Origin of the sequence: Limnohabitans sp. Rim8 (assembly GCF_945869175.1) — a bacterium.
Taxonomy (GTDB): domain Bacteria; phylum Pseudomonadota; class Gammaproteobacteria; order Burkholderiales; family Burkholderiaceae_C; genus Limnohabitans_A.
In genome coordinates, this window is record NZ_CAMBNZ010000129.1 from 1 (window position 1) to 4978 (window position 4978).

Below are 4978 nucleotides of genomic sequence, written 5' to 3' on the forward strand. Positions count from 1 at the left end.
GGGTGCGGGCAAAGCCGGGGGGGCGATGGCGCAGGCGGTCGAGGCTTTGTGGCCGAAAGATGCCCCCTTGTCGGGCCTGGTGGTCACGCGTTATGGCCACACGCCACCGCGACCGGCGGGTCTGCCAGAGCGCATCGAGGTGGTTGAAGCTTCGCACCCGGTGCCCGATGCCGCCGGGCTCCAAGCCGCAGAGCGGATTTTAGAATTGACTCAAGGGCTCACCGCCGATGACTTGGTGCTGTGCCTGATTTCGGGCGGTGGCTCGTCACTGCTGACTTTGCCAGCCGACGGCATCGGCTTGCAGCTCAAGCAAGACATCAACCGCCAACTGTTGGCCAGCGGGGCGAATATTGCTGAAATGAATTGTCTGCGCAAGCACCTCTCGCGCATCAAGGGCGGGCGTTTGGCAGCGGCGTGCGCACCGGCTCGGGTGGTCACCCTCACCATCAGCGATGTGCCGGGCGATGACCCGTCCATCATCGCCAGCGGGCCCACTGTGGCCGATGCCAGCACCTGTGCAGACGCTTTGGCGATCTTGCAGCGCTACGCGATTGCGGTGCCACCGGAGGTTTTGCAAAACCTTGAGGCTGGCACTTGGGAAACACCCAAACCTGGCTCGCCTGTTTTTGACGGTCATGTTTTGCACATGATCGCCACACCCCAACAGTCGCTGGAAGCGGCCGCCGAGGCGGCGCGTGCGCAAGGCCTGAACGCTTACATTCTGAGCGACGAGATCGAGGGCGAGTCGCGTGAAGTGGGCAAGGTGCATGCCGCCTTGGCGCGTGCGGCGGCGCGTGGACAGGGGCCGTTCCACAAGCCTTGTGTGATTTTGAGCGGCGGAGAAACCACCGTGACCTTCAAACCCCAGCCTTCAGGCACGCCGCGTGGGCGTGGCGGTCGGGCGGGGGAGTTTTGCATGGGCCTCGCGCAGGGTCTGCAAGGCCAGCCCGGGGTCTGGGCATTGGCCGCCGACACCGATGGCATCGACGGCATGGAAGACAATGCGGGTGCCCAAGTGGCCCCTGACACCTTGGCGCGGGCAGCTGCGCTGGGCCACAAGCTGGAAGATCACCTGCAGCGCAACGACGCCTATGGTTTTTTTGAGCCTTTGGGGGATCTGGTCATCACGGGGCCCACGCACACCAATGTGAACGATTTCCGGGCCATTTGGGTGGCCTGAGTCGATCGGAGGGGCCCGAGAAGGGCCCCTTGGCATGCGCGGCAAAGCCGGGTGTTGATGTGCGTCAAATCCCATGGCGCGGTGCACTGGCACATTGGCAGCATGATGCTGGATAACGTTTTGTCTGTCTCCCCCGAACCCGCCATGAGCTTGGACGCGGGTGTTGTTTTGTTGCGCCGCGGCGAAGCCGTGCAACGCATTGTTCATGTGATGCAAGGTCGGGTGGTCTTGGGTGTAATGATCGATGGCCAAATGGCGCATCAACTGGGCACCGTGGAAGGGCCTTTTTGGCTGGAGGCGGCTGCGGGCTTGTTGGGTCTGCCCCAGGCCGTGGATGCTGTGGCCGATACGGCGGTGCAATTGCTATATGTGGCGGTGGACGATTTCGTGGCCGAAGTGAATGCCTTGCCCGATGCCTCGCAAAATTTGTTGATGGACATGGCCCGATCACAGCGCCAACAAACCGAAATGGCCGTGAGCCGTTTGGCCAAAGACGCGGATGCGCGTTGCGCCGAATGGTTGCTGCGCCATGCCGAACCCGATGGCTTGGTCGGCGGTTTGGCCGTGACGCTGCGCGAGCGCAAACGCAACATTGCCGCGCAACTGGGCATTGCCCCGGAGACTTTTTCTCGGGTGCTGCGCCACTTGCGTGAACGCCAGTTGATCAGTGGCGTCGGTCGGGTTTTGGGCCTGCCCAACCCGCAAGCGCTGCGCGAGTTGGCCGGGGTGTGAAGCGCTTCAATCCCCGCTGATCTTGCGCTCGCGGATGATGGCGCCAAAGCGTTTGGAATCGTCTGCGGCGCGTACGCCAAATTCGGCAGGGGTCAATGGCAGGGCCTCACCACCGAGGTTTTGGATGCGGTCTTTCAGGGCCTGCGAACCCAGAATTTTGTTGACTTCGCGGTTGACGCGGTTGACCACGTCGGCTGGCGTGCCCGCAGGCGCATAAAAACCAAACACCGAATCGGCGTCAAAACCTTTCAGGCCCGCTTCGTCCAGTGTGGGCACATTGGGGAACAGGGGGGAGCGTTTCATGCTGCCCACGGCCAAGAGCTTGAGCTTGCCGGCCCGCACTTGGCCCAAACCAATGCCTGGATCGAAGTAAAAGTCCAATTGACCCGCCAGAACGTCTTGCAGCGCTGGCGCTGCACCCCGGTAGGGCACATGCACGGCAAAAAGACCGGCTTGGCTTTTCATCATTTCTCCGGCCAAGTGAAGCGAGCTGCCGTTGCCAGCAGAGCCATAAGACAAGCGCCCAGGGTTGGCTTTGACATAGGCCAAAAATTCCTGGATGTTGTTGGCTGGGAGGTTGGGTTTGGCGACCAAAAACACCAGCACCCTTGCGGCCGAAGCCACGGGCACCAGGTCTTTGGTCGGGTCAAAAGCCATGCGGGCATAAATGTGGGGGTTGACCGACACCATGCCGCCTGAACTCATGAGCAAGGTGTAGCCATCGGCCGGTGATTTGGCCACCAACTCACCGCCCAAGTTGCCATTCGCACCACCCCGGTTTTCCACCACCACGGGTTGGCCCAGCGCCTCGCCCAAGGGCACGCCAATGGCGCGGGCAATTTGGTCGGCCGCGCCACCCGGCGGAAAGTTGACCACGATCTTGACGGGCTTGGTGGGCCAGCTTTGCGCTGCGGCACTCAAGCACAAGGCGGGCCCGGCGGCGATGGCCAGCAGGGCCGTGGCCAACGTGCGGCGGGTGAAAAGGCGGTTTTTTCTCATGGGGGTCTCCTGGGGCTTATTCTGGGGGGTTTTTCTGAATATGGTGGAGCACTTTCAGGTTTTTTGCAGTCTCGGATTTTTCATCCAGAGCACAGGTTGTTCCTTGACCGGGCGCGCTGGAGCGCCGTGTTGCAACAAGGCTTGGTCGAGCGCTTGCCCCGCCTCGTCTTGCAAAGCCGCTTGGCGGATGCGGGCCACGGCTTGCGCTTGCTCTGCCACAGCCACGGCTGAAGCGGGGCCGCACACATGGCGCAGGATGTGCAGCAGGTTGTCTTTGCCGCGTTCGTTGGTGCTGCCATAGCCTTTGATGAGTTGCCCGCAACGCGCCAGTTCCAGCCCCAGCTCAGTGGAGAGGCGCGTGGCGGCCTCGATGCCGCCCAGCCACTCTTCGATCAGGGCTTGTTCGGTGGCGTAGCGGCTGCCGAAAGGGCGCAGCACCCGCAGGCTGGCCAGCAGGCGCAAGCTGGCCATGCCCCAAAGCGCATGCCGCGCCACCTTGAGTGGCATGGACCAAGGGGCTTGGCCATGGGCCACACGGTTGCGGTCCCAACGCAGCAGGCGGTTGGCCAGGCTTTGCGGTAACAGGGCCGCCAGCTCGGGCACGCCAGGTTTGAAGTGGTCGTAGACCTTGAGCACATCGCCTTCTTTGGCTTTGACTTCTTGCGTCACACGGTCCCAGCGGCTGGCGCGGCTTTTCAGGTCGGCCACGCGGATGATGTCGTCAAACGCCATCCACAGGGCCAGCCAGCGGGTGGTCTCCAAGGTCACGGGGCGGTGGTTGTCGCTGGCGTTGGACTCCGCATCCTGCAAGCGTTCGAGGCGCTGCACATACAGGCGTGCATAGGCAGGGCCTTGGTATTCCACCAAGCGTTGGTGTGCCAGACCCATCAAGGCATGCAGTGAGGCCGGAAACCGAGCGGCCACATCGGCTGGCAAAACCGCCGATGCCGTGGGCGCAGGTGCTGGCGGTTTCATGACGTGCTCGACGTACTGGGCCTGCTCGCGTTGGCGTGTGACCAGATCAAAAGCCAGCGCAAAACCGCGCAGGCTGGCTTTGGCGGAGGCGCTGGGGCCCGCCAATACGGCCTCGTAGTGGGCTCGGTCAAAGGGCAGCAAGCCACTGCCCGCCATCGCCCCCAGCATGACGGCGCTGACCATGGTGCCGCTTTCCTGGCACAGGCGCGCCATGTCCATGACGTGGTGGCGCAGGCTGTGCGCGGCCACCACATCGAGCAGCGGGCCTTCGGGCCGGCGGCCGTCGCCCATGGTCATTTTCTCGGCGGTGGTCAGCGCGCGCGACGAGGCGCTGATGACCAGTGTCCGGTCGTTTGAAGCCAGGCCGTTGCCAATTTGGCGAGCGGTTTCCAGCAACTCCGAAGACACCAAGGCGTCCAGCCTGCCGGGCAACGGGTTCAGGCCCAGCACCGGCAAGCGGCCTTGCAGCTGGTTGTGGGGCAGGGGGTAAATTTCCAGGTAATAGGTGGTGGCGCCGGTGCGCTGTGCCACGCCGGGGATGGAGGTGGCTTGTGCCGGGTAACCCGCGTGGCGGGCCACGTCGACCAGCCAGTCGGCCAGCACGCCGCCGCCTTCGCCCCCCAGGGCGCACAGCAAAATGGAAATCGGTTGGGTCATGGTTTTTCTCTCAAGCCATCAAGGTGTTCAAACGGGTTGCAGCCAACGTGTGGCCAGGCTTTGCCAGCGGGCCCACAGGCGCTCATGCAGCTTGGGGTTTTGCACCACTTCGGCCCGGTAAAAGGAGGGGCACAGTGTGGCCGCGTGTGCGTTTTCGCCGCACAAGCCGCAGCCCACACAGCCGTCGATCACGGTGGCCACCGGGTCTACTTTGAGTGGATCGGGGTTGTCCTTGAGCGTGAGGGTGGGGCAGCCCGACAGGCGGATGCAGGCGTGGTCGCCGTTGCACACGTCCTCGTCTACGCCGTATTTCACGCGTTCCACCCGCTCACCCTTTGACAGCAAGGAGGCCAGCCAGGGCTTGATGCGGCGCTGGCGCTCGAGCTGGCATTCGCCTTCGGCCACGATCACCTTCAGTCCCTGGAATTCGGTGGT

At 63.3% G+C, this 4978-nt stretch carries 4 protein-coding genes and 1 pseudogene; 2 read left to right on the forward strand and 3 right to left on the reverse strand.

The genetic code is table 11. The features are described from left to right. Together Q0O19_RS13790 and Q0O19_RS13795 are read left to right on the forward strand one after the other, a co-directional pair. The coding region (locus Q0O19_RS13790) for a glycerate kinase (RefSeq protein ID WP_295523914.1) at positions 1 to 1180 on the forward strand (1180 nt) is incomplete at its 5' end. Positions 1181 to 1324: 144 nt separating this feature from the next. Beyond that, a complete protein-coding gene (locus Q0O19_RS13795) occupies positions 1325 to 1912 on the forward strand; it encodes a Crp/Fnr family transcriptional regulator (protein ID WP_295523920.1) in 588 nt (195 codons plus the stop codon). Between the two features lie 6 nt (positions 1913 to 1918). Here Q0O19_RS13795 and Q0O19_RS13800 read toward each other — a convergent pair whose 3' ends face one another. From Q0O19_RS13800 to Q0O19_RS13810, 3 genes and pseudogenes are all read right to left on the reverse strand, one after another. After that, the gene (locus Q0O19_RS13800; RefSeq protein ID WP_295523916.1) at positions 1919 to 2911 is read right to left on the reverse strand and encodes a tripartite tricarboxylate transporter substrate binding protein; all 993 of its coding nucleotides are present in this window, start codon (positions 2909 to 2911) and stop codon (positions 1919 to 1921) included. Positions 2912 to 2965: 54 nt separating this feature from the next. Further along, entirely contained in the window at positions 2966 to 4543 is a 1578-nt protein-coding gene (locus Q0O19_RS13805) for an indolepyruvate oxidoreductase subunit beta family protein (RefSeq protein ID WP_295523918.1), read from the reverse strand. 27 nt (positions 4544 to 4570) lie between these two features. After that, positions 4571 to 4978 (reverse strand): annotated as a pseudogene (locus tag Q0O19_RS13810) (indolepyruvate ferredoxin oxidoreductase); the annotation flags it as partial.

What these genes read in the sequence shown, in the direction of transcription:
- Q0O19_RS13800 (WP_295523916.1), bottom strand. Translation starts at nt 2,911, where the DNA reads ATGAGAAAAAACCGCCTTTTCACCCGCCGCACGTTGGCCACGGCCCTG.
- Q0O19_RS13795 (WP_295523920.1), top strand. Translation starts at nt 1,325, where the DNA reads ATGAGCTTGGACGCGGGTGTTGTTTTGTTGCGCCGCGGCGAAGCCGTG.
- Q0O19_RS13805 (WP_295523918.1), bottom strand. Translation starts at nt 4,543, where the DNA reads ATGACCCAACCGATTTCCATTTTGCTGTGCGCCCTGGGGGGCGAAGGC.